24 protein-coding genes are annotated in these 25,734 nt (G+C 54.0%); 16 read left to right on the top strand and 8 right to left on the bottom strand.

Annotated elements, in window-relative coordinates; genetic code table 11:
• Window positions 1-68 precede the first annotated feature (68 nt).
• The 7 genes from PsAD5_RS26185 (at window position 69) to PsAD5_RS26155 (ending at window position 8,181) form a co-directional block, all read left to right on the top strand.
• Window positions 69-473 carry a PTS sugar transporter subunit IIA gene (locus PsAD5_RS26185; RefSeq protein WP_057462958.1) on the top strand — a complete coding sequence of 135 codons (405 nt, stop codon included), beginning with the start codon at window positions 69-71 and terminating at the stop codon, window positions 471-473.
• A 6-nt stretch (window positions 474-479) separates the two neighbouring features.
• On the top strand, window positions 480-764 hold the full coding sequence (locus tag PsAD5_RS26180) for an HPr family phosphocarrier protein (RefSeq protein ID WP_057462957.1): 285 nt from the start codon (window positions 480-482) through the stop codon (window positions 762-764).
• A 25-nt stretch (window positions 765-789) separates the two neighbouring features.
• Window positions 790-1,242 (top strand): NUDIX hydrolase, encoded by a 453-nt coding sequence (locus PsAD5_RS26175; protein ID WP_063286427.1) that lies wholly within the window; start codon window positions 790-792, stop codon window positions 1,240-1,242.
• 176 nt (window positions 1,243-1,418) lie between these two features.
• The gene (ahcY, locus tag PsAD5_RS26170; protein WP_063294394.1) at window positions 1,419-2,819 is read left to right on the top strand and encodes an adenosylhomocysteinase; all 1,401 of its coding nucleotides are present in this window, start codon (window positions 1,419-1,421) and stop codon (window positions 2,817-2,819) included.
• A 317-nt stretch (window positions 2,820-3,136) separates the two neighbouring features.
• Window positions 3,137-5,653 carry a PAS domain-containing sensor histidine kinase gene (locus tag PsAD5_RS26165; protein ID WP_208988848.1) on the top strand — a complete coding sequence of 839 codons (2,517 nt, stop codon included), beginning with the start codon at window positions 3,137-3,139 and terminating at the stop codon, window positions 5,651-5,653.
• 250 nt (window positions 5,654-5,903) lie between these two features.
• On the top strand, window positions 5,904-7,415 hold the full coding sequence (gene tsaE / locus PsAD5_RS26160; protein ID WP_063294234.1) for a tRNA (adenosine(37)-N6)-threonylcarbamoyltransferase complex ATPase subunit type 1 TsaE: 1,512 nt from the start codon (window positions 5,904-5,906) through the stop codon (window positions 7,413-7,415).
• Window positions 7,416-7,446: 31 nt separating this feature from the next.
• Window positions 7,447-8,181: a nucleotidyltransferase family protein gene (locus PsAD5_RS26155; protein ID WP_063294393.1), complete on the top strand. Its 735-nt coding sequence runs from the start codon at window positions 7,447-7,449 to the stop codon at window positions 8,179-8,181.
• A gap of 437 nt (window positions 8,182-8,618) precedes the next feature.
• On the opposite strand, the gene PsAD5_RS26150 is transcribed toward PsAD5_RS26155, so the two are convergent.
• The 5 genes from PsAD5_RS26150 to PsAD5_RS26135 all read right to left on the bottom strand — a co-directional run bounded on the left by PsAD5_RS26150 (window position 8,619) and on the right by PsAD5_RS26135 (window position 12,480).
• Window positions 8,619-8,945 (bottom strand): hypothetical protein, encoded by a 327-nt coding sequence (locus PsAD5_RS26150; RefSeq protein WP_063294233.1) that lies wholly within the window; start codon window positions 8,943-8,945, stop codon window positions 8,619-8,621.
• 241 nt (window positions 8,946-9,186) lie between these two features.
• On the bottom strand, window positions 9,187-9,426 hold the full coding sequence (locus PsAD5_RS27940) for a hypothetical protein (RefSeq protein WP_153041423.1): 240 nt from the start codon (window positions 9,424-9,426) through the stop codon (window positions 9,187-9,189).
• A gap of 44 nt (window positions 9,427-9,470) precedes the next feature.
• Window positions 9,471-10,403 carry an IS110 family transposase gene (locus PsAD5_RS26145; protein ID WP_063294232.1) on the bottom strand — a complete coding sequence of 311 codons (933 nt, stop codon included), beginning with the start codon at window positions 10,401-10,403 and terminating at the stop codon, window positions 9,471-9,473.
• Window positions 10,404-10,675: 272 nt separating this feature from the next.
• Entirely contained in the window at window positions 10,676-11,944 is a 1,269-nt protein-coding gene (locus PsAD5_RS26140; protein WP_206599750.1) for a glycosyltransferase, read from the bottom strand.
• Between the two features lie 158 nt (window positions 11,945-12,102).
• Entirely contained in the window at window positions 12,103-12,480 is a 378-nt protein-coding gene (locus tag PsAD5_RS26135) for a VOC family protein (RefSeq protein ID WP_063294230.1), read from the bottom strand.
• A 40-nt stretch (window positions 12,481-12,520) separates the two neighbouring features.
• Between PsAD5_RS26135 and PsAD5_RS26130 the strand changes: the two genes are divergently transcribed.
• The 7 genes from PsAD5_RS26130 to grpE all read left to right on the top strand — a co-directional run bounded on the left by PsAD5_RS26130 (window position 12,521) and on the right by grpE (window position 21,869).
• Entirely contained in the window at window positions 12,521-13,057 is a 537-nt protein-coding gene (locus PsAD5_RS26130; RefSeq protein ID WP_063294229.1) for a winged helix-turn-helix transcriptional regulator, read from the top strand.
• Window positions 13,058-13,213: 156 nt separating this feature from the next.
• Window positions 13,214-13,903 carry a hypothetical protein gene (locus PsAD5_RS26125; protein ID WP_063294228.1) on the top strand — a complete coding sequence of 230 codons (690 nt, stop codon included), beginning with the start codon at window positions 13,214-13,216 and terminating at the stop codon, window positions 13,901-13,903.
• 97 nt (window positions 13,904-14,000) lie between these two features.
• Window positions 14,001-16,622 carry a double-strand break repair protein AddB gene (gene addB / locus PsAD5_RS26120; protein ID WP_208988846.1) on the top strand — a complete coding sequence of 874 codons (2,622 nt, stop codon included), beginning with the start codon at window positions 14,001-14,003 and terminating at the stop codon, window positions 16,620-16,622.
• A complete protein-coding gene (locus PsAD5_RS28400; protein ID WP_208988844.1) occupies window positions 16,591-17,124 on the top strand; it encodes a PD-(D/E)XK nuclease family protein in 534 nt (177 codons plus the stop codon). Before addB ends, PsAD5_RS28400 begins: the two co-directional genes overlap by 32 nt.
• A complete protein-coding gene (gene addA / locus PsAD5_RS26115) occupies window positions 17,124-20,594 on the top strand; it encodes a double-strand break repair helicase AddA (RefSeq protein WP_063294227.1) in 3,471 nt (1,156 codons plus the stop codon). Before PsAD5_RS28400 ends, addA begins: the two co-directional genes overlap by 1 nt.
• Window positions 20,595-20,706: 112 nt before the next feature.
• Entirely contained in the window at window positions 20,707-21,027 is a 321-nt protein-coding gene (gene trxA, locus PsAD5_RS26110) for a thioredoxin (RefSeq protein ID WP_063286502.1), read from the top strand.
• A 203-nt stretch (window positions 21,028-21,230) separates the two neighbouring features.
• Window positions 21,231-21,869, top strand: coding sequence for a nucleotide exchange factor GrpE (gene grpE, locus PsAD5_RS26105; RefSeq protein WP_063294392.1), 639 nt, complete (start codon window positions 21,231-21,233; stop codon window positions 21,867-21,869).
• Window positions 21,870-21,959: 90 nt separating this feature from the next.
• Here the strand turns inward: grpE and PsAD5_RS26100 are convergent, their stop codons facing one another.
• Entirely contained in the window at window positions 21,960-22,352 is a 393-nt protein-coding gene (locus PsAD5_RS26100; RefSeq protein WP_057462710.1) for a hypothetical protein, read from the bottom strand.
• A 308-nt stretch (window positions 22,353-22,660) separates the two neighbouring features.
• On the opposite strand from PsAD5_RS26100, the gene PsAD5_RS26095 reads away from it, so the two are divergent.
• Entirely contained in the window at window positions 22,661-23,329 is a 669-nt protein-coding gene (locus PsAD5_RS26095; RefSeq protein ID WP_063294226.1) for a hypothetical protein, read from the top strand.
• Window positions 23,330-23,644: 315 nt separating this feature from the next.
• Window positions 23,645-24,283: a trimeric intracellular cation channel family protein gene (locus PsAD5_RS26090; RefSeq protein WP_063294225.1), complete on the top strand. Its 639-nt coding sequence runs from the start codon at window positions 23,645-23,647 to the stop codon at window positions 24,281-24,283.
• A gap of 101 nt (window positions 24,284-24,384) precedes the next feature.
• On the opposite strand, the gene PsAD5_RS26085 is transcribed toward PsAD5_RS26090, so the two are convergent.
• Both PsAD5_RS26085 and PsAD5_RS26080 read right to left on the bottom strand, forming a co-directional pair.
• Window positions 24,385-25,347: an ornithine cyclodeaminase family protein gene (locus PsAD5_RS26085; RefSeq protein ID WP_063294224.1), complete on the bottom strand. Its 963-nt coding sequence runs from the start codon at window positions 25,345-25,347 to the stop codon at window positions 24,385-24,387.
• A 43-nt stretch (window positions 25,348-25,390) separates the two neighbouring features.
• Window positions 25,391-25,621, bottom strand: a complete 231-nt coding sequence (locus PsAD5_RS26080) for a LapA family protein (RefSeq protein ID WP_057462714.1) — start codon at window positions 25,619-25,621, stop codon at window positions 25,391-25,393.
• Between the last annotated feature and the right edge of the window lie 113 nt (window positions 25,622-25,734).

Below are 25,734 nucleotides of genomic sequence, written 5' to 3'. Positions count from 1 at the left end.
CGTGTCCTTCAACAAAGTAGGATTGGAATAACCTAAGAGTAGACACTCTGTTAGTTCGCGGGAAATATATGATTGGTCTAGTTCTTGTCACCCATGGTCGGTTGGCAGAAGAGTTCAAATCGGCTCTTGAGCATGTTGTAGGTCCACAGGACCGGGTAGCAACCATTAGCATCGGCCCAGATGACGATATGGAACAACGTCGTCAGGACATCCTGCGTTCCGTTGAAGCTGTCAACGACGGCTCTGGCGTTGTCCTTCTTACCGACATGTTTGGCGGTACGCCTTCTAATCTCGCTATTTCTGTGATGGATGGTGGTAGCGTTGAGGTCGTAGCTGGTGTAAACCTGCCGATGCTCATAAAACTGGCAAGCGTTCGAAATGAAAAATCGCTCGCCGAAGCGGTAGAAGAAGCCCGCAGTGCAGGACAGAAGTATATCTCCGTAGCTTCGCAGGTCCTGTCCGGGCAAGGCTAAGAAAATATGGATGAATGCACAGTGTTAGCTCGCGATCTGACCATCGTGAACACCCGTGGTTTGCACGCGCGCGCCTCAGCTAAGCTGGTCAAGCTGGTTGAGACTTTTGATGCCCATGTAAAAGTTTCCAAAGACGGCCAAACTGTTGGTGGAACCTCCATCATGGGATTGATGATGCTTGCAGCCAGCACAGGCTGCTCGATCCACGTTGTCGTAACCGGCAATCAGAAAGAAGAAGCCATCTCCGCGATTGCGCATCTGGTGGAAGATGGTTTCGGTGAAAGAGACTAAATAAGTCAAGCTCCTAGAGGATCTGATGAAAAAGCGCCCAGCTTCCCGTTTGTTGGTGGTTGATCCTCAAGACCGAATTCTCCTCTTCAATTTCAAGTTCGACAAAGGCCCTCTCAAAGGCCAGGACTATTGGGCCACCGTTGGCGGTGGTATTGAGCGGGGTGAGAGCTTTGAAGAAGCCGCCCGCCGCGAACTTCTGGAAGAAACCGGAATCACCGAACCTGTCGGTGAGGTGATCCACGTCAGAAGAGCGGTTTTTCAGACACCATCCGGTGAGATGGTAGATGCTGAAGAACATTTTTTCTTTCTCACCGTTTCCGACTCGAAAATCGACTATTCCAACCACACAGAGATAGAAACTCAGGTAATGAGAGAGCATCGCTGGTGGACGCGGAAAGAACTCGAGACAACATCTTTGACAGTCTTCCCTGAAAATATCCTAGAAATTCTAGAGCCTTATCTACCCAGACGCATATAAAGCATTCTGTGCGCTTCCGTTTGTTTGCATTTTAGATTGATATAAAGAAACCTTTATATCTTTATTGCTTTCTGACTTCTCTGTGATGTATAACAGCATGCAGTGAGCGCTCATTTTGCGAACGATCATCAATCATGCGGGAGGGGACTATGGGCCCGGGCATTCAGGAAGATTTAATGACAGCGTCTAACGATTACTACGTCAAAGACATCTCACTTGCAGAGTGGGGTCGTACTGAAATTGAAATTGCCGAAACCGAGATGCCGGGCCTGATGGCTTGTCGTGAGGAATTTGGTGCAAGCAAGCCTCTCAAAGGCGCGCGCATCGCTGGTTCCCTGCACATGACCATCCAGACAGCGGTTCTGATTGAGACCCTCATTGAGTTGGGCGCAGAAGTTCGCTGGGCATCTTGTAACATCTTCTCCACGCAGGATCAGGCTGCAGCTGCAATCGCAGCAGCTGGTATTCCGGTGTTCGCTGAAAAAGGAGAAACCCTTGATGAATACTGGACCTATGCGGACAAAATCTTCGATTGGGGCGACGGCCAAACCGCAAACCTCATTCTGGATGATGGCGGCGACGCAACTCTGATGATTCTTCTTGGCGCGAAAGCTGAGAAAGACCCATCTGTCCTCGACAACCCGTCCAACGAAGAAGAAACGGCTCTCTTTGCAACGATAAAGCGTCGCCTCGAGAAAGACCCAGGCTTCTACTCCAAAGTTAAGGGCAATATTCAGGGCGTCTCCGAAGAGACGACCACAGGTGTTATGCGCCTTTACGAAATGCAGAGGAAGGGTGACCTGCCGTTCCCCGCAATTAACGTGAACGACTCTGTCACGAAGTCTAAGTTCGACAACCGCTATGGCTGTCGTGAGTCTCTTGTAGACGGTATCCGCCGTGGTACTGACGTAATGATGGCTGGTAAAGTTGCTGTTGTCGCTGGTTACGGCGATGTTGGTAAAGGCTCTGCACAGTCTCTGGAAGGGGCTGGTGCCCGTGTGATCGTGACTGAAATCGATCCGATCTGCGCGCTTCAGGCTGCCATGGATGGCTACGAAGTGAAGACGATGGAGCAGGCCATCGGTGAAGGCGATATCTTCGTCACCACCACCGGCAACAAAGACGTCATCACAGCTGACCACATGCGCGACATGAAAGACATGGCGATCGTCTGTAACATCGGTCACTTCGATAATGAGATTCAGGTTGCTGCACTGCGTAACTACAAATGGCGCAATGTGAAGCCACAGGTTGACCTGATCGAATATCCGGATGGCAAGCGCCTGATCCTTCTCTCCGAAGGTCGTCTGGTAAATCTCGGCAATGCAACGGGTCATCCATCCTTCGTGATGTCCGCCAGCTTCACCAACCAGGTTCTGGCGCAGATTGAGCTGCACACCAAAGGCGACGACTACAAAAACGAAGTCTACGTGCTGCCTAAGCATCTGGATGAGAAGGTTGCGCGTCTACATCTTAAGAAACTCGGTGCAACTCTGTCTGAACTGACGGACGATCAGGCCAACTACCTTGGCCTCGACAAAACCGGCCCATACAAGGCCGAGCACTACAAGTACTGATAAGCGCCCTTTGTAATTGCTGTTACCGCTAAGGGACTTAGCGGTAACAGCTCCATGAATTCTACTAGGCTCAACAAGCACACTTTCAATATATTGGGGGTATGCTTGTTGAGCTTACTACAGATTGTGGTGGATGATTATTTCGCCCACAGGATTTGTTTACTTTTTGTAAAGACCCTCTTCTTCCCAAAAATCAATCAGGTTATGTTGATTATCGAATCAGTCGTTAAGTTAGGCAGTTGAGCGACTTATTCGCGATTCGTGACACCAATGCGGCGTGTGATGCGAATCTGAGGCGGCGAAGAAAGGGGCACAACATGCCAGCATTCTGGCATAAACACGCACGTGTTAACGTGCTGTGGCGTAGAAGGTTTAGGCTCGTGCTAAACCTGATGGGCGTTGCTGTGTTTGCTCTTCTGGGTGCTGCTGGTTTCTCTCAGGCTATGGATATTTTGCCAGCTCTTTCAGGTAGTTCAGTTGACGCTTTCAAGGTTGTCTGGGTTGCGGCAACGGCTGGCATCGCCTTGTACGCAGTCGCAGCTTCCGTCGTGCTTGTCCGCATCCGCAGGAATGACTCTCTGTCCATCCTGCAACTGCGTCAGGACCGAGCCGATGCGATGGCGCGCATTGACCGCCTCGAGAGCTTGCTGGAAACAGAAGACAGTCTCCTATTAGTCTGGGATGGTGAAGCCAAGCATCCCGGTGTTGCCGGACATTTACCGGAAAATCTGGAACTCGCAGGCGGCCTTGCGCAGCTCGTTGAGTTCGAGACATGGTTGGACGTCAAATCAGCCGAGGCCATGCGCGCTTTTCTTGAGCATTTGCGCGGCCACGGCGAAGTCTTCCGGTTAACCTTAACGACCACCGATGGGGTCTATCTGGAAGCATCCGGCCATACAGCAGGTGGACTGGCAGTCCTGCGCCTGCGAGATCTGACCGGAGACCGCCAACTCAGTGCCCGCCTTGCTGAGCAAAACAAGGAACTGCGTGAGCAGATCTCCTCGCTTCACAGCTTGCTCGACGCGCTGCCGGGGCCTGCATGGCAGCGCGACAACCATGGCCAGCTCGTCTGGGTCAACTCAGCTTATGTGGATGCAGTCGAGGCCGAAAGCACCCGTACTGTGGTTGAAAGTCAGATTGAGCTGCTGGAAGCCAAAGGCCGCAACAAACTCAACATGATGCGCCAGACCGACGGTGTCTATCATTCGCCAATGCCAGTTGTGGCAGCTGGCGAACGGCGCGTCTTTGAGCTGACTGATGTGAATTCTGAGCATGGCAATGCCGGTCTTGCTCAGGATATTTCCGAGCTTGAACGTGTACAGGGACAGCTTCGCCGCACACTCGAGTCCCATACGCGCACACTCGATCAGCTTCAAACACCTGTGGCCGTGTTTGGTGCTGATCATCGTCTCCAGTTCTACAATGCAGCCTATCGCTCCCTATGGGATATCGATCAGAGCTTCCTGGAGACCAAGCCGGAAGAAGGCGAGCTGCTCGACGCCCTGCGCGCAGCTCGTAAACTGCCAGAGCAAGCTGACTATCGTGGTTGGAGAACCAAGCATCTGGAATGCTACCACGCCTTGGATGCACAGGCGTATTGGTGGCATTTGCCAGATGGACGGACACTCCGCGTGATCGCCAGCCCGCATCCGCAAGGTGGTGTGACGTACTTCTACGAGAACGTGACCGAGCAGCTGGATCTGGAAAGCCGCTTCAACGCACTGACCCGGGTACAGCGGGAAACGCTCGACCACCTGACAGAAGCTGTCGCCGTGTTCGGCTCCAACGGACGCATGCGCCTGTCCAACCCGGCCTTTGCCGAGGTCTGGGGCCTGTCTCAGGAGTTCCTCGAAGGTGATCCGCATGTCAACGACCTGCTGGACACCTGCAAGGAGCTGATGGGCGAATCCGACCGTTGGCAAGAGCTCGCCCGTGGCGTAACAGGCCTGTCCGACAACCGCACCAGCGTCTCTGGTCGCATGGAGCGGATCGACGGGTCTGTCATCGACTATGTCACTGTACCGCTGCCAGATGGTGGCACGCTGCTCACCTTCGTAAACGTCACTGATACGGTCAACGTGGAACGTGCCCTCCACGCCACCAATGATGCGCTTCAGGAAGCCGATCAGCTCAAGAACGCCTTTATTCAACACGTGTCCTACGAGCTGCGATCTCCGCTGACCACCATCATCGGCTTTGCGCAGTTGTTGGGTGATGCCAAGTTTGGTGATTTGTCTCCGAAGCAGGAAGAGTACACCGACTACATCCTGTCCTCTTCGTCTGCTCTGCTGCACATCATCAACGACATCCTTGATCTGGCAACCGTTGATGCCGGCATCATGGAGCTCGAAATCTCCGAGGTCGATGTTGCGCAGACGGTATCTGAAGCTGTCGAGGGTCTGAAAGATCGTCTGGTCGAATCCGACATCACGCTCCGCACCCACATGCCTGAGGGCATAGGCCATCTCAAAGCAGATGAACGGCGACTGCGTCAGGTTCTCTTCAACCTGCTGTCCAACGCGATCAGCTACTCCGACAAGGGCGGCTTGGTAGACATCAGCTGTCAGCGTGAGGAAAACGAAATCCGCTTCCGCATCAAAGATCATGGAGCAGGCATCCCTCAGGAGATGCTGGACCAGGTCTTCTCGCGCTTTGTAGGCCGGGGTGCAGGTGGAAACCGTCAGGGCGTTGGCCTTGGCCTCTCGATCGTGAAGAGCTTTGTCGAGCTGCACGGCGGTACAGTCGATATTTCCTCCGCCGAAGGGCAGGGCACCACAGTGGATTGCACCTTCCCGCTTGAGCCGCATGTCCATTCGCTGGAAGCGGCGGAATAACTCATCTTTCAGTTTTCGGTCAGATAAATGCCTCTGGGGCTTGAGTTCCCTTGCTGGTTTTGGCAAGTGCTTACTCTTGAAGAATTCCGGGTGCGTCGTGTGTCGTTAAATGAACGCGGCCTGCTCTAATAGATTGGTACGTATCCTTGGTAAGTAAGTTCAGTCTTTCTTGGAGGGTACGCTTGGAAAGTATAGATTAGAGCATTCTGCGTGAGCGCGACTATGTGCAGCTGCTCTTGAGGCGAATTGTATGAAGGTACTTCTCGACAATCAGAGAGCAACTGAGCTCTTTGCTGCGGATTTGGCTGAGCTGCTGAAAGAGGGAGACGTACTTGCTCTTTCCGGTGATCTGGGCACGGGCAAATCCACCTTGAGCAGAGCACTGCTGCGCCATCTGGCAGCTGACCCTCATCTGGAAGTCCCAAGCCCCACCTTCACACTCGTTCAAACCTACGACCTGCCGAGAATGTCTGTCGCCCATCTCGACCTCTATCGCATTGAAGAGCCGGAGGAGTTGGAAGAGCTCGGGCTCGACGAATATCTGGAAACCGGCGTCGCGTTGATTGAATGGCCAGAGATGGGAGATCCCTCCTACTGGCCAGAAGCGCTGGACCTGAAGCTGACAGAAGGCACCGAGCCAGACACCCGCGAGATCACCCTCACAGCCAACTGCGAAAGCTGGCAAAACCGTCTTGATCGCCTCGCCGCCCGCCGCGCTCTGCTGCAAAAATCCGGCTGGATTGATGCCGAGCGTGAGCACGTGCAGGGCGATGCCTCTATGCGGACCTATTTTCGTCTTCACAAAAACGGTGAGACAGTCGTCTTTATGGATAGTCCGCCAACTGGGCCAGAGCCGCGTCTGCCCACTGGCAAAACCTACGGCGAAACCGTACATCGCGCCAGGGACGTTACTGCCTTCTTCGCGCTCAGTAACGCCTTGGCGGATCATGGGTTCCGCGTACCAAAACGACTGGCCGCCGACCCTGAAAACGGATTGGCGCTGCTGGAGGATTTCGGCGACCAGATCATCACCGAAAACGGTGAGGCGGTCAAAGAGCGCTACGAGCTGGCCATTGATGATATCGCCCGGCTCCACAGCTGCAACTGGCAAACAGAGCTGCAGGCTGATGGCAAACCCCATCAGCTGAAACCCTGTGATTTCGAAGTACTGATCACGGAAGCTGACCTCTACCTCCAATGGTATCTGCCTTACGCCAGTGGAGAGCCTGCAACTGAACAGCAAGGCCGCGACTACGTTGAAGCGTGGCGAGAGCTGCTGGAGCCAGTCCTCCAGAGTGAACCGACACTGCTTTTACGAGATTACCACAGCCCAAATATCATGTGGTTGCCAGAAGCATCAGGCCTCAATAAGCTGGGTCTTATTGACTACCAAGATGCGATGGTTGGGCCTGCGGCCTATGATGTTGCCTCGCTCGTGTACGATGCACGCGTGGACATGCCAGCCGACCTGCAGGAGCATTTGCTGCAGCGATATTGCGACTTGGCAAGAAAACATAAACCCATTTTTGATGAAATGGCGTTTCGGAATGCTGTTGCTGTGTTGGCGTTGCAGCGCAATGCCAAAATCCTTGGCGCGTTTGTACGTCTTGATAAGCAGCTCGGAAAACCTAAATACATGGAGATGCTTCCTCGCATCCGCAATTACGTGCGGCAGTGCTTTGCACAATTAGGGGAAGTTAAACTCAAACCCATGTTCACTGTCATACTCTCGTCAAATGAGACGAGCCAAAGTGACGACTGAAACAAGAGAACAAAACGACAGAGACAACGAGATGCCTAAAGAAATTTCCTTCCACCCCAAATCGGCAATGGTTTTGTCCGCAGGGCTGGGTAAACGTATGCGGCCCCTGACGGCGACAACCCCAAAACCTCTCATCGAGGTGGACGGTAAGTCAATGTTCGCGCGCGCAGCAACACGTTTGAAGGATGCTGGCCTCGAAACCTGCGTTGTCAACGTGCACTATCTTGCAGACCTTGTAGAGGCCCATGCCCGCAGGTTTGAAGGCTTGGATGTTAAGATCTCAGATGAACGCGAAGAGCTTCTGGATACCGGCGGCGGCATTAAAAAAGCCCTGCCAATTCTGGGCACCGATCCGTTCATCCTGAAAAACTCCGACAGCTTCTGGCTGGAAGGGGTAAAGCCGAACCTGGATCTCCTCGTAGAAACCTGGGATGACCGTCAGATGGATATGCTGATGCTGCTTGCACCAGCCGTCAATGCGGTTGGTTATGACGGCAAAGGCGACTTCCTGATGGACGATGAAGGCAAGCTGGAACGCCGCGATGAGCGTTCAGTGGCACCTTTCATCTACTCCGGTACCGCGATGATCCATCCACGGCTGTTCAAGGATACGCCGGAAGGCCCATTCTCCCTCAATCTGCTGTTCGACAAAGCGATTGAGAATGGCCGCCTCTTCGGTGTCGAAGGCGATGGCCTTTGGCTGCACGTTGGAACGCCTCAAGGCCTCGATGACGCCGAACGCGCCATCGCCAACAGCGCAAACTAATTTAAAAACAGGACAGGCCCGCCAAATTGTGCGGGCCACCTCAGCCAACCTCCCCCATAGCTGATGCGCCAATACTCAATGTATTTGGGAAATTTCGACAAACACCTGGGCTCTGGATACCGGATCACCGCTCCGCTCGTCCGGCATGACGGCAGAGGATAAATCGTGGGACTGAGTGATTCCATTCAGAAAATGCACCCTCTATGACGTCATCCCGGCCCCCGAGCCGGGACCCATAACCCCTTGAGTTTACGGGTTAACAGAGCACATCCCACAAAGAACATGCCCTAAATCCAATCCCCATCAACGCATCAAAAAACACACACGAAGATGCTGGCCTGCGGGCACACTTCGCCCGGCCGCAGACCAGCAGGACACTCATGAAGGGCTGCGCAAGGGTGGTCGAGGCCAGCCCTTGGAGTGCCGTTCACAGTGATCTAATCAAGAGACACAGTTTTAGAATTGACCAATGTTGGAGAGGCGACGCTGCGTGTCGCGTGACCGGAAAATCCTTTAGGGAAGGACGTGCCAGACAACGCATCAGTCAAAATTCCGCAGGTCTTATTCAGTGCCTCTAGGCGGTCAGATAATGCATGGTGCAAAGTGAAGAGAACGTCACGTTCACTGCTGTTCTTCATCCGCTCGCTCAGCACCAGATGCTGCATATAAGCTAGGTTCTGAAGATCAGAAACAGCAAAGTTCACGTCGTCAATTTCATTCTGAAGAGTATTTGTGGCGCCACAGGCGCATGCAGTGTCGTCCATAATCAAAGCCCTCACGTGGTTGGCTGTTGAATGAACCGCACGATAAACGAGCTTTCGACGGCCCGCTGGCGAGCGGGAGGTTCGAAACCTGACCACGGCAGGCGAGTTTATTCCCTCCCGAAGGAAGTATTGTATTCACCGCCCTCCCGCTCATAGCAAAGGGTTTGCGCCTTTGGAAAAAAGGCACAAAAAATCCGCTAGTTACGGGAGCGGGTACCGCGTGGAAAGAGGTTTCGAAGCCTCACATATGAATGTGGAATGGAACCGCCCACCTGTCAACGAAAAGTTGCAAAAGCAAAAGAACTGTTGCCGCAGGGATACGCTGGACACCAACCAGCTTCTCCCTCGTCATCTCGCACAAGCGCAGCACGATGCAGGACCCAGAACCCCACTCACCAACGCCAGTCCCCTTGGCTCTGGGTACCGGATCTCCGCTTCGCTCCGTCCGGCATGACGGCGATGGTGAGGTTTGGAAAGACACGCACCCCTCCCGCCGTCTTCCCGCACTCGATGCGGCAACTGTGTTTATGCATTGAATGGAACACCATCCCTGAGCAGAGCATTGGCTGTGATGAGTATCTTTCTCGCCAGAGCAATCATTGCCGCTTTGAAGGGCTTCCCTCTTTTTATGAGGGCTTGAGCAAATGAAGCAAAATGAGAATTAGATCGTGCAGCTGTAACCGCTGCCATATAAAGCGCGTTCCGCACGCGTTTGCGCCCACCCTTAATGGCCCGATGGCCGCGAAACTGACCACTGTCTACATTGAAAGGAGCAAGGCCAGCCAGAGCGGCAATGGCTTTGGGCGATGCGTGCCCGAGCTCGGGCATCAAAGCTAATAGAGTAGTTGCAGCAACAGGGCCTACGCCGGGAATAGAGCGTAATAGCTTGTTATCATGAGTAAATTCGGCTGTCTCTTTGAGCAGTGTATCTCGCTTTTGCTCAATGAATTTAATTTCTTCATTCAGCCAACTGATATGGCGTGCGATGCTGGCATGTTCCTCAGATAAAGCTTGGGCCAGGCGTTGGCGTTCTTTCTTACGTGTATCAACAAGCTCATCCCGCCGTTTGTGCAAGGCCGCTAGTTGGTCGCGTTCTGGTGCTCGTTGTGTGGTGGCGTCAGGTTTTAGGCATTTGCCCATGTCTGCCAGCATGCGTGCATCTATCTGATCGGTTTTTGCCATCTGCCCGAGGGCTCGAGCAAAATCCCGCGCCCGCGCTGGATTTACCCGGGAAAACCGGATCTTCAAAGTGTGGAGAGCATGTGTCAGCTTCCTGTCATAACGTCCCGTAGCTTCAAAGATAATGTTCAAGCTGGGCATGTCAGGTAATGCAGAAAGCCAGGCGGAAATCGCTTCACTGGTATTTTCTATCTGTAAGTGCTTTGAAGTGCTCTCCTCAAAAATATCCAGATAGGCTTTAGAGATATCGATACCAATATAGAAAGGGTGTAAGGTCATGGAGCCTGTCCCTGTGCTACGTGGTCCGCAAAAGCGGCCACCATCAACTGTTCAGGTTTGGTAATACATGCGAGGCGGGGTCTGGCCGCGTCACGATCTCAAGCCGTGCTGGACTCTGATCTGGGATCCAACGACCTCCGCCTCGCTACCATTCAAGCACAAAACAAACACACAGGGATCCAGAACCCCACCCACTAACACCAGCACTCATGGCACCACATAGCGGACCTCCGTCCCGCCAACACGCACGCAGACAGGACCAGCCAACACCCTCACGTGCCACCCACACCAGCAAGACTGGCTTCAATCTCTGCGACTGCAGTACCCACGCCGTCTTCGCTTTGCAGGTGCAAGGCTAGGTCACTCGCGTTTTTCTTCAGTGAGGCGTCATTGACTGCAAGGTGAATGGAGTGTGCCAACTTGTCTGCGGTTAGGGCTTTGCGGGGCACAGGCGGGGCGCCAACGCCCAGAGCAACACTCTTTTGAGCCCAGTAAGGCTGATCGCCGAAGAAGGGGCATAGAACGCAAGGCACGCCTGCGCGGAAACCTTGGGCAGTGGTTCCCATGCCACCATGGTGCACCACAGCTGCCATTTTCGGAAACAGCCACTCATGCGGAACATCAGAAACACTCAAGGTATCGTCGCTCTCAATGGCATCAAACCCAGCCCAGCCAGTTGAGAGGACACCGCGAACATTCGCCTTTCGCAGGGCCTCAACAAGAACCTCTTGCAACGCTTTTGGGTCTTCAACCGTCATACTGCCAAATCCAATGTAAACGGGTGGAGGTCCATGCTCGAGGAAACTGCGCAGATTTGCTGGCGGTTCATAATCCCCGTCAGACTTCAAACTCCAGTAACCGCTCATAACCGCCTCATCCGGCCAGTCCTTTGGTCGGGGAACAACCCACGAGCTGATCGCATGAAGCGTCTTGATTGGTAGGACCCCACGGGGAAACAGAACCTCATTGCGATGCTGAATTGCTGGAAGTTTCAGAGCCTTGGTTCGCAGCACATTGACCGATTTACGAAAAGCCGAATAAGAGAGTTTGACGAATGCATACCCCAGCTTGTTGTAGCCCGGTATAGGCAAGCGGGGCATCCCCGCCACAGGGAACTCGTTTGTTGGAACAATCATCGGCTGCAACAACCCCATCACAACCGGAATGTTCAATGCTTCTGCAATATGAGGCGCAGCCATCACTTTGGGGTGGAAGACAATGAGATCGGGCTGAACGGCCTGGGCAGCCCGCCACGCATCACGGTTGAGTCCATCGTTCAGCCGCCCGGATTTCTTCGCCAGTCGTGCACCTGCTACAACTCTCTTTAAGAGCCCGGATGATCCCTCCAGCGCAGCAATCCCGTCAGGAGTGGTCATCAGATCAATCGTGTCGTTCGAAAGTGGCTCAAACACCAGACCGAAACTCTTGACCCAGTCACCATACTTTTCAGCACTGCTGAGCGTAACCGTGTGACCACGAGCTGTAAGCCCGCAGGCCAAAGCGATAAAGGGCTCCACATCTCCGCGAGAGCCGTAGGTCAAAATGAGAATCTTAGCAGGCTGCAACATCCGGCGGAGTATAGACCGCTTTCAGTGCAATGCCATCAGGCTAAGCCCCGCCTTGCAAAGCTCACGCTCACCTCAATGAGGCACTGGTTTTTCAGTTGCCCGTTGAGGTGAGCGTGTAATTGGCGCTTGTATCACGCAGGCACAGTCAGGTCCTGCGCCAACATCATCGCGTTGCCGTCTGGGTCGTAAAACGTGGCTGTGCTCACCATGCCCTCGATGGTTTCGGTCGCACCGTCAAACTTCACACCCGCAGCTTCCAAAGCGCCGCGCGCACTCTCAATATCACCAATACCAAAAACAGGAACGGTATTGCCGGGGGTAGGCTTTGTCTGTTCACCCAGCCCAAGTGTGACGCCAGCAGTTTTTGTCTTCATCTCACTCCAGCCAGCCTCATCAATATGATGGATCAACTCAAAGCCGAGCATGGAGCTGTACCATTCAGCGCTCACATGACGGTCACGAACAGAAATGGCGAGGGTAATCGTATTTTCCAAAGAAACTAAGGACATCAAACTTTCCTTTTATGAAAAAATAAAGTAACTATACTTTATGGACATTGCGACACTTGTCAAGCTCACTTCTCGGGCTTGGTCTCTAAACATTCTGGCCCTGTTACATTCAGGGGTTCCCGGCAGGCAGGCTCCGTTACTGGCAGCATCTGGTGCTGGCCGCACGTCATTTGCGGCCAGTCTTGAGCATCTCACCCAGCTCAAACTTCTGGAAAGAAACCCGGGCCACGGCCACCCACTCCGTCCGGAGTTTCGACTGAACCCAAAAGGTGTCAAAGCCGCCGAAATCGCCAGCAGGATCGTGGCCGCAGTTCCCGATGAAAAGGAATTTGCCTTGCTGCGCAAAAGCTGGACGGTTCCCATTCTGGCACTCACTGCTACCCCTCAGCGTTTCTCGGGAATAAGATCAGACCTGACGACAATCACCGACCGCGCATTGTCAGCCTCGCTGGTTCGGCTGGAAGAGCGGGAATGGATCAAACGCGACATCAACACCGCCGCCCGCGTCCCATTCCCCACCTATTGCGCTGCAAACACCGGCATCCAAATCAACCACGCAATTGACCTGCGGGCGTGAGTGAGGCGTGGGATTGGCCCCTGAAAATACAGGGACACAAAACGCATTCCTGCAGTTGCGTATTGGCGATGTGTCATTGCAACATGAATAAATTACAAGCCCTCACACAAGGGTAACCAAGTGATTTAGTTGAATGGATTTCTCGTAGAGACGCGTATGCAACCAATTTTCAGCGAAATATTAAAGGATCAGATTAATTTTCTTCTGTTCCGCCCAATCAAGCCGCCACTGGGCAAGTCTTATTCAGCCTACTTGGCTTGGGGCTTGCTCGTCACCTGGTTGGTGGGCATCGGTCGTTATTGGGATCATCCCTCCGCAGAGCTGTGGCAATATGCAGGCTTAGGCTCGGTTTTGTATATCTATGTCTTGGCTGGTCTGGTTTGGGCTATCGCGCAGCCTTTGAAACCTAAGAACTTCAGCTATAAAAATATCCTTCTATTCATCAGCCTTACCTCACTCCCTGCCGCTCTTTACTCCATTCCTGTTGAGCGCTTTATGTCGCTAGGAAATGCGAAAGTTGCGAACATGCTATTTCTTGCTGTTGTCGCAAGCTGGCGAGTCGCATTACTGGCAGTCTTTTTGCAAAGAGTTGCGAAACTTAGTGGCAGAGCTGTTTTCGTGGCAACCGTTCTGCCTTTAACATTGATTGTGACAGCGCTTGTTGCCCTCAATCTGGAGCACGCTGTATTCGAGGTCATGGGTGGGTTACGTGATGAGACATCGAATGATGCCGCCTATTTCATCATGATTGCAATCAGCACTCTGTCCATAATAGCAACACCTATTTTCGTGATTTGGTACGGCTTCTTGGTTTGCTTTGCGCATAAGAAACCAACTTCACCATGAAACTCGCGGGGATATAAAACCGCGCCGTGCTTTTTGCTGTGTGATCCGCTGAAAACTGAACTAAAAAGGAGCATTCGGTTCTGTTCAGGAGGCTCCGGTGGCGGCCACCCCAAATATTTTCAGCGTTTCCCCATCCACGCCCTTTCTGCAGGCAACTGTGGAGGCGTTGCTCTCTGGGCAGTTGATCCCGGGGTTTCAGGCGGACGATAACCCGCTGGCGCTGGCGGATGTCACCATCTACGTGCCCACCCGCCGTGCAGCCAGAACGCTGCCGGATGTCCTGCGCAAGGCGCTGGGCTCCAAAGCCGCCTTACTGCCCAAAATCCTGCCACTGGGCGACGTGGACGAGGAAGAGCATATCCTGAAAGGCCATGGTGACGGAGAGGCGCTGCCACCTGCCATGTCCACCATGGAACGCAAGCTGGCCATGACCCGTCTTGTCTGGGCGTGGAAAGGCCAACTCCGCCGCCAGATCCTGCAGCTCAAAGAAGATGACCCCGCGCGCGTACCGGCCTCCTCTGCAGATGCTGCGTGGCTGGCGGGCAACCTGCTCACGCTCATGGATGAGGTGCAGACAGAAGAAGCCAGCTGGGCAGAGCTGGGCAGCCTTGTGCCGGAAGACCATGCCGAATACTGGAAAATCACGCTTGAGTTTCTGAAGATCGTCACGGATCTGTGGCCCGAGCACCTCAAGGCCATCGGCATGATGGACCCGAAGGAGCGCCGCTCCGCCCTCATCCGGTCAGAAGCAGCCCGCCTGCGCAGATCACCGCCACGCGGTCCGGTTATTGTGGCGGGTGCAACCGGCTCGTTCCCTGCAACCGCTGAGCTCATGAAAGCCGTACTCAGCCTTGAAAATGGTGCCCTTGTCCTGCCCGCCCTTGATATGGGTATGGATGAGGAAAGCTGGGAGGCCCTCGGCAGTCCGTCAGAACCACAGCGCGTTCCCGGTCACCCGCAATACAGCCTCCGCCAACTGCTCCTTGCGCTGGACATCAAGCGCGAACACGTCACGCTGCTGGGTGAGCCGGAAAGCGAAGCTCTGCGCCTGCGCTGTCAGATCGTCAACGAAGCACTCCGCCCGGCGGAAACAACGGAAGAGTGGCAGAACTTCTTCACCTCAGACCTCGCTGAACATCGTGAAACGGCCTTTGCAGACACCCAGCTGATCACAGCGCGAAACGAAGCCGAAGAAGCCCTCTCCATTGCCTTGCTCCTGCGCGAAGCCGTGGAAGCAGGCAAAATGACTGCCCTGATTTCACCAGACAGAACACTGGCCCGGCGCGTGGCATCAGAACTGACCCGCTGGGGCATCATCGTGGATGACACCGCTGGTCGCCCGCTGGAGCAAACACCGCCCATGGTGCTTGCGATCCTCACCGCAAAGCTCGCCCTGCAAGGCCTCGATCCCGTCAACCTACTGGCACTCCTCAAACACCCACTTGCTTTCCTCGGTATGAAGGCCAAGGAAGTCCGTTCCGCCGCCCGCGCTCTGGAACGCGGTGTCCTGCGCGGCCCGCATCCAAGACCGGGGCTCAGCGGTCTGCGCGAAGCGGTGGCCGCAGCTCATGATCTGGCCATGGAGAAGGCCGATAGACCAGTTTCCCGCTGGCGCAAGCTGGTGGAAGAAGACTGGAACGCCATCAACACCTTGCTGGACCGTCTGGAACAAGCCCTCGGCCCACTGGAAGCCCTGCTGCAAAACCCAAATGAGATCCCGGTCGAAGACATCATCAAAACCCACGTGGATGCAGTCCTGCTGCTTGGGGCTGATGAAAACGGCTCGACGGAAGAGCTGTTCAGCGGCGAAAACGGTAAGGCGCTCGCCGAAACCCTGACGTCCTTGCTGGAAGCTGATGCAGCTGGCCTCTGCGTGCCTGCCAATGAATGGCCCGGCGTGTTCGGCGCTCTCATCACCGGCGGCGCCGTCCGCTCCCGCACACCAGCTGATCCACGCATCCACCTGCTCGGACCCATGGAAGCCCGTTTGCAGCGGTATGACCTCGTCGTCCTCGGTGGCCTCAACGAAGGCACATGGCCGCAGCGTACGCGCAATGATCCATGGCTCAACCGACCCATGAAAGGTCAGATCGGCCTTGACCCGCCAGAGCGTAAAATCGGCACCTCCGCCCACGATTTCCTCTGGAACCTTGGCGCGCCGGAAGTGGTCCTGTCCCGCTCTGAGCGTGTAGATGGCTCCCCAACCGTTGCCTCCCGCTGGCTCCAGCGCATCGTGACACTCGCTGGCCAAAGTGTGGAGCAGCAGATGCGCGCCAAAGGCAAGCGCTACATCGAGCTGGCTCTCGTGCTCGACCGCTCAGAAACACCAGTCCGCCCAGCCAAGCGCCCGGAACCAAAGCCACCAGTGGAAGCCCGTCCTGTTCAGCTCTCCGTAACAGCCATCGAAAACCTGATCCGCGATCCATACCTCATCTACGCCAAAAACGTCCTGAAACTGGATGAAGTTGACCCAATCGGCGGCGAACCGGGCGCTGCCGACAAAGGCAACATCATCCACGATGCGCTCGCAAACTTCCTTGAGGATTGGGATGGGCCATTCGACGACAAGGCAGTTCGAGCACTAAAAACCGAAGGTGGCCGACTGTTCCGCCCACTGGATGCCTTCCCCGCCATCCGCGCCCTGTGGTGGCCGCGCTTTGAGCGCATCGCGGAAGAGTTTGTCGCGTATGAAGGTGAAGTCGCGCCGAAGAATTTATGACCGTTTCCTTGAGGAATACGGCAAGGTGGAAATGCAGCGCCCGGAGCGCAACTTTACGCTCACAGGCCGTGCAGATCGCATCGACCAGATGAAAGACAACAGCTTGCGCGTGGTGGACTACAAAACCGGCCAGCCGCCCTCCGCCAAACAGGTGGAAGCGCTGCTCTCACCACAGCTGCCACTGGAAGTCGCTATGATCCGCCGTAAGGGCTTTGAGGATTTGCCCCACGACATGCCCATTTCCGACATGCTCTACATCCAGCTCAAAGGTGGCAGCGATGCTGTGAAGCTGGAAAGCCGTGTACCGAAGGAAAGCACCGCCGAAGAGCTGGCAGAAGAAGCATGGAAACGCTTAGAACAGCTCGTCGCCGCCTATGAGAACCCACGCAAAGGCTATCTCTCCAGAGCACGTGTGCTGAAGGAGAGGGAATGGGCCGCTTCCTATGATCATCTTGCCCGCGTGCAGGAATGGTCCCTTGGAGAAGACGGGGAGGATGCATAATGGATATTCCAGCAAAAACCCTCGACAGCCAGCAACGCGCCGCTCACCCTGAAAATTCTGCATGGGTGAGTGCAAACGCAGGCTCCGGCAAAACCTTCGTGCTAGCCCGCCGCGTGGTCCGCTTGCTGCTATCCGGCACTGATCCATCCCGCATCCTCTGCCTCACTTTCACCAAGGCAGCCGCAGCGGAGATGGCAACCCGTGTATTCGATTCCCTGGCAAAGTGGACACAGCTGAGCGATGCTGAGCTGTCTGCTGAGATTGAGGATATCGAGGGGCGTCCAACGTCAACCAAGCAGCTGGCCAATGCCCGCCGCCTCTTCGCCAAAGCACTGGAGACACCGGGCGGTCTGAAGATCCAGACCATCCACGCGTTCTGCGAAGCGCTACTGCACCAGTTCCCGCTGGAGGCCAATGTTGCAGGCCATTTCTCCGTACTGGATGACCGCCTTGCCGAAGAGCTGCTCAATGAGGCCCGAGCCAGCGTTCTGCACAGCGCAGAGATTGAGCCAGACTCCGACATCGGGTCAGCTCTGTCCCAGCTTATCGAGCTATTACCGGATTCAGGCGTCGAGAAAGCTCTCTCCGAGTTGATCAGCCGCCGCGATGCATTCTATCGCTGGGTCGCTCCTTATGGGGACCTGGAAAGCGCTGTTTCTGCGCTATATGCTGATTTCTCCGTCATGCCGGCTGATGATATATCTGGCTTTGCATCTGCGTTGCGACGGAATTCTTCTCTGAGTGACGACGAAGTAAAAGCGTTTGCAGAAGCCTTACGCGTCGGCTCAAAGACAGATCAGGACCGCGCGGCTGCTCTGGATCAGGCCATCACGCACAAAAGCGACGAAGCCTGGCGCATCGCATGGTTGAAAATCTTCCTCACTGGAACCCTTAGTCCGCGCAAGTCTCTCGCCACCAAGAAGGTCCAAACAGCCTTTCCGGAAGTGATCGAACGCTTGTTCTCCGAGCAAATGCGCGTATTGGAGGCTCTGCAGCACCTGAATGCCGTCATAACGGTTTCTGGAACCAAAGCGATCCTCACCCTATCAGATGCGGTTCTACGCTATTACGAGACGGAAAAACTCCGTCGCGGCTACCTCGACTTTGAAGATCTGGTGGTTAAATCTGCGCAGCTCCTGTCCCGCGCCGAGGCAGCGCAATGGGTGCAATACAAGCTCGATCAGGGTTTGGATCACATCCTAGTTGATGAAGCACAGGACACCAGCCCACGCCAGTGGGAGGTAATCCGCGCGCTGGCAGAAGAATTCTTCGCTGGTGACAGTGCGCGAGAGAAAGTCCGCACCATCTTCGCGGTGGGGGATGAGAAGCAATCCATCTACTCTTTCCAGGGCGCTGTTCCGGCTTACTTTGCTGAAATGCGCAAGTTCTTCGCCCGCAGAGCTGAGGAAGCGCAGAAGAACTTCGAAGGCATCGAGCTCAACCTCTCCTTCCGCTCCACACCGGATGTGCTGGGCGCGGTCGATAAGGTGTTTGACACACCGGAAACCTATAAAGGCCTGTCACAAGATAACGTTGCACCCGTGCACGAAGCGATCCGCCACAACGATCCGGGCCGCGTCGAAATCTGGCCTCTGGAAGAGGCCGTAGAAACACTGGAACCAGACGACTGGACCCAGCCGATTGATGCCATCGGCACCGGCAACCCCATGCTGCGCCTTGCCACTCGCATAGCAGAACAGATCAAGGACTGGGACCAACGCAAAATCGCTGGTCCGGGGGATGTTCTGGTGCTGGTCCGCAAGCGCGGCCAGTTTGTGGAAGCGCTCAACCGCGAGCTCAAACGCTTGGATGTTCCCGCAGCCGGTTCTGACCGCTTGGTCCTCACAGACCACATCGCCGTCAAAGATCTCGTTGCGCTGGGCCGCTTTATTCTGCTGCCAGAAGATGACCTCTCTCTCGCCTGCGTCCTCAAAAGCCCACTCTTTGGCTTGGTAGATGATGATCTCTTCGAAATCGCCCACGAAACACCGGGTGTCCCAAGACCGGGCACTCTATGGCATGAGCTGCTGAGAAAGTCAGAAAGCAGCGAGAAGTGGCAGGAAATTCGCAAGCAGCTGGTTGTCTGGCGTGACCGCGCCGACTTCGTTCCACCCTTCGAATTTTTCGCCAAGATCATGGGAACCGACGGCTACCGCCAGAAGTTCCGTGAGCGTCTTGGCACGGAAGTGGATGACGTGCTTGATGAGTTCCTTTCATTGACGCTCACCTATGAAAAGAGCGGCACCCCCGGCATGGAAGGTTTCCTTGCGTGGCTGGCAGAAGCGCCAACCGAGATCAAACGCGAGCTTAACGCCGCCAAAGGCATGGTCCGCATCATGACGGTTCACGGCTCCAAGGGACTGGAAGCGCCCTACGTTATTCTCGCTGATGGCTGCAATGCGCCCGTCTCCAGCCTGCATGCGCCGGTGATGGTTGAAAAACAGCGGGCAGGGGATATGCAGGCTGCGCCAGCTCTTGTCTGGCTGCCCAACAAAGCACAGCGCACCGAATGGCATGAAGAAGCGCTGGAACTGCTGGCAGAAGAGCAGAAAGAAGAATATCGCCGCTTGCTCTATGTAGCGCTCACCCGTGCCAAGGATCGTCTTGTCGTGTGTGGCTGGTCACCCAAGCGTGGCCCGCATGATGAATGCTGGTACACACTCACCCGCAACGGTTTGATTGAGGAAGCACGCGAGCAAACAGATGCCAACGGCGAAGTGTCAGCGTGGATCTGGACCAAGAATGGCATAGAAAAGCCAGAGCCGATCCTGCCACAATCTGAGAAGATTGAGAGCCGGAAACAAGCTGTTATGCCGGACTGGGTCTCAACAAATGTCAGTACGCCTGAGCGTATCCGCCGCGTAAAACCATCTGCCGCCTTTGAGGAGATGGAAGCAAAAGAGAACATCGAGCAACAAGACCCGAAAGATGCTCTGGAAGCAGCCCGCCAACCAGAAGACTGGCCGCTGGTCCGTGGCCGCATCGTTCACAGACTGCTGGAGTTCCTGCCCGATCTGCCAGAAGAACAACGTGTGGCATCTGCAGAAAGGTTCCTTGCCAGTTCCCTGCCAGAACGGTTTGAGGACAAAAAAGAACGTCTGCTGGATGATGTGTTGGGTACGCTGGGCAACCCAGAGTTTGCAGAGCTGTTCAGCGCCAATGGCAGAGCCGAAGTTCCAATACAGGGTATGCTTACGGGAGAGGATGGCAAGCCGGTTGAAATCTTCGGTCTGATTGACCGTTTGCTGGTCAATGACGAAGAAGTGATTATTCTCGACTTCAAGACAAATGCCTACGTCCCAAGGAGCGTGCACGAAGTCTCCGAAACGTATGTTGCGCAGCTGGCTGTTTATAGAAAATTGCTTTCTGAGCTTTATCCTGATCGGAGAATAAGAGCGCTGCTCCTCTATACGTCAGGTCTCCATTTGGTAGAAATACCAGTGGAACTGATGAAATCTTTTAAATTCTAGTCGAATGTTGAGAATTCGTTCGCTTGACGCTCGGCACTTGCGTTCTTACTTTCAGGGCAACAGAGTTTGCTCAGTTGGGGCGACTCAACCTGCACTATGAAAAGAGGCAAAAATGGCCACTGTGAATGTTGAAGACGGTAACTTCGAAGCTGAAGTACTCCAGAGCTCGACCCCTGTTCTCGTAGATTTCTGGGCGACCTGGTGTGGTCCTTGTAAAATGATTGCGCCGTCCCTGGAAGAAATCTCTGAGGAAATGGCTGGTCAGGTCAAAGTTGCTAAGTTGGATATCGACAGCAACCAGCAGAGCGCAATGAATTACGGCGTTCGTTCTATCCCAACCATGATCCTGTTCAAGGATGGTCAGCCAGCTGCAACCCTCGTAGGCGCACAGCCTAAGGGCAAAATTGCTGATTGGATCAAGCAGTACTCTTAATTTTGAGGGTATCTGCAACGAAATGCTGAGTAAAATCGGGCATTCTGAGGATCTCCGGTCATGGAAGTGGCCGGAGGTCTTTTGTTTTTGTCAAACAGCGACTAAATAAAGACCGGATAGATTTTTGCGCGGGCGCCTTAGGGCAGCCCTTGCAGTGCTTTGCTCCATGGTAAAAAGAGCAAGTTTTAAGAGACGGGATGACGATGAGCGATCAAAATAAAACTCCGCAGGCAGAAGAGCAGGTAAATCCGGAAGCTGTGGTTGACGAAACTGCGAATGGAGCCGAGCAGGCAGAAGTTGCTGCGGAAGTAGATCCAATCGAGGCGCTGAGAGAAGAAAACGCTGCCCTGAAGGACCGCGCTTTGCGCACCATGGCAGAAATGGAAAACCTGCGCCGTCGGACTGAAAAAGAAGTTAAAGACGCCAAAGCCTACGCAGTTGCAGGTTTCGCGCGTGACATGCTGGTGGTCAATGACAACCTTGGCCGTGCAATCGATGCATTGCCAGATGACGCACGTGAAAACGACGAGAACCTGAAGGCGCTGGTTGAAGGCGTTGAAATGGTAGAGCGCGAAATGCTCAACCACCTGGAAAAACACGGTGTAAAGCGTCTTTCTCCAGAAGGCGATAAGTTCAACCCGCACTTCCATCAGGCGATGTTTGAAGTGCCGAACACAGAAGTTCCAAACAACACTGTGGTTCAGGTTGTTCAGGCTGGCTACGTCATCGGCGAGCGCGTCCTGCGTCCTGCAATGGTCGGCGTCTCCAAAGGCGGCCCAAAAATCGCTCCAGTTGCCGACAAAACAGCAGAGCCAGGCTCCACAGTAGACAAAGAAGCCTAAACACCAAAGCCCTCAAAACACCGAGGGCTTCTCAAAGAATTTCAAAACGGAGGTCGCTATTCGGCCTCCGTTTTTATGTCAGAATCCGCTTTATAGCTTTACCTTTTGGCGGGTATACACAAGATTACCGCTACCGTTGGAGCCAGTTGTCTCCACCATGATTTCGCTGCTGCCATCTATGCGCTGAAACTCCACAAAGCCAACTCCGCTACGAATGCCGTTCGCGCAGTTTGTCTTCCATGAGACCAGACCGTCACTACGCGCTTCCGAAAAACCTTCAAGCTGTCCACCCTGACATAAAGTACCGAGTAGCCTCCGAACTTGTGCAGAGCTAAAACCTGCAGGGTTATATACGCCGCTAAGCGATCCTTCGCGTTCTTTTGCACCAAAGTAATCAGGATTCTTTTTGGAAATACCGGCACTGCTTGAACAGGCGGTTAATGCGAAAGCAATCGCAATTGGAACAATAACTCGAGCAACCATAACACAACTCGCTATTCTCATAACTATATTATTTCTAGGCACAACTGTTGGCTTTTGGAGATTTCGACACCTGCCTTGTGCTGCGCTTTGTCTTATGCATTCAGAGAAGGTGAAGCAATCTAAAGTTGAAAAAAGGTTCAAGTATACGCTATTGCTTGGCCTTACTGACAGACCACTTTACTCTAGGGCTCCGATCAATTGGAAATCTCTCAGCTCTCAAAGGAAGCAAGGCTTGCTTGCAATCTGATCGGGCTTCGAAGATGCATGTAAATAGTTGTAGTTGAATGTATATTTATCTTTGGTGATCTATGTGGAAATGGCCTGCCTTTTTCTGGTTAGCAGCTATCGCTGCTGTGTTGTGGCTAGCTCCGGTATTTGTAGATCACGTTGTTATAGAAGCCTATTTTCCGATGCAGGCTCGCGGCGATAAACTGTTCTATCCGCGCCAAAATGCAGTGTTTATCCCAATTCTTGCTGCAGTTTTATTGTTCGCCATCTGGTTATGGCGGCGGCCATTTGCACCTTTCATCTATAAGTGCGGGCTTTTGATACTTGCCTTAGCAGCTCTTTCTCCATTTCTGCCTCGAGTTGAAACAGATTTTCAGCAGGTTTATTGGATAGGTAAAGCCAGATATGAAATCCCATGGCAATACGCGCCATCCCGAGGAAGTATCCGTCCGGGAGGTGATCTCTTTCAGGTGCGTGTCTCTTTCCCTGATATGACACCTCTATATGAGAGCCGGCAAAAAACAATCACTATCGGAAGAGCTCTGTATTTTCAGTTTAGTATAAATGCCCTTGGGCCCGCCAAACTGTGTAAACCTCTTTTTGGAAAGCTACAGTGCCAGTGGTTGCGTGGAGAGGTCGTGTACAGTGCTACTGGTGATAAAGATCTGTTTCCAGATGATCCTTCAAGCTTGATGACTCCCGTTGAAAATTTGCTTGATAGCTTTCAAGTTCCAGTATCACCGAGGTAACCGCTTTTGTGCTGTGCCAGTCTAGATTGGCTTAACTGGAGGGCCTGGCCCGGATCATCCTTGAATGAGGGTTTCCCAAATAAATTCAAAGCGGAGGTCACTATCCGGCCTCCGTTTTTTGTTGCGGGGATGCCAGAAGCTCTGCAAGAAACGCAGGGCTGATTTGAAGTTCTTGGCGCTGTCCCCAAACCCTTCACAGGATCTAAGGCTATTTAAATCTCACAAATGAAGTAGTGTAGTTCTCCGGTTGCTTTTTTAAGATGGCTGGCTAAAACCACCAGACTTGAAACCAACGAATTTGCGGGCATGACGTAGATGCAATCTGAGATCTGGCAGTATCTGGACTTTTTGGGAGTGGCTGTTTTCGCCGTGACTGGCGGTTTGGTGGCTGCACGTCTGCGTCAGGATTTTATCGCTTTTTTGTTCTTTTGCTCGCTGACCGGAATTGGCGGCGGAACTCTGCGTGACACTCTTCTTGATGTGCCTGTGTTCTGGGTTGAGAATGAGAGCTACCTCTATGTCTGCCTCATCGTCTCTGTCATCATGTGGTTCTACGCGCATAAGGTTGAAGCATGGGGCCGTCCGCTACGCTGGCTGGATGCTGTTGGAGTCGCGTCTTACTCAGTCATGGGCGCTGCGAAAGCGATCTCGCTTGGCGACAACGCTGCGGTGGCTGTGCTGATGGGAGTCGCATCGGCAACATTTGGCGGAATCCTGCGCGATATCATTGCTGGCCAGCCTTCTGCCTTGCTGCAAAGAGAGATCTATCTGGCAGCTGCGTTTGCTGGTGCGATAACCTACTCCGTCACGCTTATGGCAAGCGGACAAAGCAACCTTGCGGCTGCCCTTGGCTTTGCCATGGCCATGGTTCTGCGCGGTGGTGCAATCGCAAAAGACTGGCACCTGCCCAGCTACACACCACCGAAGAAAAAAGACATGGATGAGCTGGACTAAGGTTCTCAGCTACAGCGTAATCCTGAAGAGCAGCTCCGATTTGCGGACAAGACTACGCACGCAATAAAGAACTAGAGCTACGCGCCTGCACGCCACACGCTTTAAACGCGCAGATAAACGTGTCCGGCAACGGCAAGATCAGCCAGAGCAGTGCCCGTTGACTTAAACAGCGTGATTTGCTCGTAAAAGCGCCGGCCTGCGCGGTCGCCCTGACACAACTCCGCCAGATCAGACGCAATGTCCTGCAAGTTCAGAACGCCATCAGCGAGCGGCTCTTTGAGATCACCAGCGGTTGTTGGTGTGTTGTCATAGCTGTCCAGAAACAACCGCGCCAGTGAGATAGCCGTATCATCGCATTCTCGCTGATCAGCATGCATGGAGCCAACCAGATCCAGATGCGTGCCCTCTTGTAGCCATTCCCCTTGAATGATCGGCGTGTTCGCACTCGTCGCACAGCACACAATATCTGCGCCTCTGACAGCGCCGCCCAGATCCGTTGTCGTTGAAACCTTAAAAGGTTGCCCCTGCATATGCACCACCAACTGCTGAGCAGCAGCAGGGCTTCGGTTCCAGACCAGAACCTCCTTGATGGGGCGGACAGAAGCATGCGCATCAATCAGATAAGGTGCAAGGTTTCCAGCACCCACCATGAGCAAGCGGGAAGAGTCTTCGCGCGAAAGATACGAGGAGGCCAGCGCGGATGTTGCAGCTGTGCGCCAGTTGACGAGCGCTTTGCCATCCAGAAGCGCAAGCGGCGTCCCCGTTTTGCCAGACTGCAAAAGATACACACCAGCAACAGCAGGTGCATCATGCTCCAGTGATGTGGGAAGACAACTTTCCAGACGCGTGCCAATAAACCCGCGCTCAACAGTGTCTTGAGCCGCAAAGTCATGCCATGCAGAAGAGATGGTGAGAGAGCCGTTATCAAGGCCGGTTGGACGTGCAATTCTTTGTGTGTGCGGGGAAGGGGCCACCACACCAACACGAAATGCACGTCTCAGCGTCTCAAGAAGATCGCGAAAGCTCATCACCCCCTCAATGTCCTGAGCTGTGATGATCCGCATTCGCAATCCCCGTGTTAAACGTCAGGGCAGAGTAATAAAGCGGTTAGGCTGCTTTTTTATGGTCTGGTGATGGCAGACCGGGTGCAATGTCACCCTGTGCCACCTTACGCAGTGAATCCGCTTCATGTTTCAGTTGGTTCGCTTCGCGTCGTTGAACACGAGCCTCTTTACGAAACCGTCCTTGTCGCATCCAGGTCGCCACTCCGCCAAGCATCACGCCCAGTCCAACAGCGCCAAACAGCAACCAGAAAACCGGGATGTTGAACGTCAACATCGGGTCCTCTGGGTTAAAGGGGTTAAGCGAAATCAGCGTGGAATGCCGGTTCGCAACCGCAAGGACAACAAGTAGAGCTGCTATAGGTATAAGCAGCAAATTCCGAAAGAAAC

The organism is Pseudovibrio sp. Ad5, from assembly GCF_001623095.1.
Lineage (GTDB): Bacteria > Pseudomonadota > Alphaproteobacteria > Rhizobiales > Stappiaceae > Pseudovibrio.
Note: the sequence above shows the minus strand (reverse complement) of the source record. Positions and strands in the feature narration are given on the sequence as shown.